The organism is Bacillus sp. GMs2/2 (genome assembly GCF_050172095.1).
Taxonomy (GTDB): domain Bacteria; phylum Bacillota; class Bacilli; order Bacillales; family Bacillaceae_G; genus Bacillus_A; species Bacillus_A cereus.
In genome coordinates, this window is the sequence record NZ_JBNLYE010000591.1 from 1 (window position 1) to 1,817 (window position 1,817).

Genomic DNA, 1,817 nt, shown 5'->3' on the forward strand with positions numbered 1-1,817 from the left:
AAACGTTACCGTTCTTATTTGAAGATGAAGAAGCAGATTTATATTGTACATATCATTTTTCTTTAAAATGCCTTGCGGAACATATTAAATATGAATCGCTTATACAAGTTGCTAATCATGAGGATTTCTTTGATTTATATCCTCGATTTGGACGAAAAAAAGAAATTTCTTATCCAGATGTATTTCTCATAAATGCAACGAAAGATATTGTCATGTTTATGTATGATGATAGAGGATGTGAAGTAATTGCGAAGAATAAAGAAATAATACGAGATTTATATAAGAAATACAAAGAATGGATTCCAGATTATGAACGAGAAAGTATAGATAACTTATTTAAATGACAATAGGGGAAGTGAAGCGTGTAATGAAACGTATTGCAATTGTATCTGCATGGGAACCAGAACTGACGTATTTGCATCAACATTATCCAAGTGAACGTGTTGAAAAAAGAGCAGCTTGGGAATTTCATTTTCATACTATTAATGAGCTGGAAATTATATCAGTTGTTACTGGTGTCGGTAAAGTAAGCTGCGCTAGTTGTGTACAATTGTTAATTAGTGAGTTTCAGCCAGATGAGTTGTTTATGACAGGAATATGCGGAAGTTTATCAAACAAGGTGAAAAACGGTCATATTGTAGTCGCACTAAACGCAATACAACATGATGTTACTGCTGCTGGTTCAGGAGAAGATGTTTTTAATTTATATAACGGTAGAACAGCACCTATTGAAACAACAAAATCACTTGTAAGAAGAATAAAAAAAATACGATCGTATGATCCGATACATTTCGGTACATTTTTATCAGGAGATCAACGTATTCGTAGTTCAGAAATGAGATATTTACTCCATACCGTATATGGAGCATTGGCAGTTGATCAAGAAGTAGCAGCTTTCGCCTATGTATGCCAAATAAATAAAAAACCATTTCTCTGTTTAAAAGCTGCTTCAGATCAAGCAAATGATAAAACGAAAGAAGAACAAAAAATCTTTAAAATGCTAGCATGTGAAAGAGCATGTGAGCATTTAATTGCTTTTTTACGTGTTTATGAGGTTAATGTAGTAAATAATAGATAGTTTGTTATAAAACAAATCAATAGTGAGTTATATGTAGGGAAATGTCCGCTCATTTCAAATTAAGAGCTGAAATTTATAATAGATGGAATATATTATATGGGTACACGTTGAGTTTAATATAAGCAGTTGGAGGGCAATTTTATATGATTCAATATAAAAGGTGTAGTGAAGTAAATATTGATTTAGTATATGAAGCTTTTAAAGATGGATTTTCAGATTACATTATTAAGATGGAGGTTTCAAAAGAGGATTTTATACAACGTTTTTTGGGACCAGAAGGTAATTTGCTAGAACATTCTTTTCTTGCTTTAGAAGAAGGCAAATCTGTTGGCGTAATACTAGGTGGCATAAAGGATTATGAAAGTATAAAGACTATGCGCTGCGGAACATTAGCGGTTCATCCTAATTACCGCGGTATTGGTGTGAGTCAAAAATTATTTGAACTGCATAAAGAAGAGGCGATTCAACATGGATGTAAGCAACTTTTTCTCGAAGTCATTGTAGGAAACGACCGAGCGATTCATTTTTATAATAAGTTGGGCTATGAAAAAGTGTACGATCTTTCTTATTATAATTTAAATGATTTGACTAAAATAAAGAATAAAGTTTGTAAGGATATTGAAGTAAAACAATTAGAATTTCCAACTTTTAAAGATGAAATTCAGAAATGGTTAAACTTCCATATAAATTGGCAAAATGATATTGATTATATCAAAAAAACAAATAATGTATTTTATGG

The 1,817-nt window shown here is 31.4% G+C and carries 3 protein-coding genes; all 3 read left to right on the top strand.

The features are described from left to right. On the top strand, positions 1-344 hold a 344-nt coding region (locus tag ACQGS6_RS27680; RefSeq protein WP_426965972.1), incomplete at its 5' end, for a DUF3885 domain-containing protein. Then, on the top strand, positions 341-1,078 hold the full coding sequence (gene mtnN, locus ACQGS6_RS27685; RefSeq protein WP_001987381.1) for a 5'-methylthioadenosine/S-adenosylhomocysteine nucleosidase: 738 nt from the start codon (positions 341-343) through the stop codon (positions 1,076-1,078). The genes ACQGS6_RS27680 and mtnN, both read left to right, overlap by 4 nt. A 143-nt stretch (positions 1,079-1,221) precedes the next feature. Next, a partial coding sequence (locus ACQGS6_RS27690) for a GNAT family N-acetyltransferase (RefSeq protein ID WP_426965973.1) occupies positions 1,222-1,817 on the top strand: 596 nt, incomplete at its 3' end.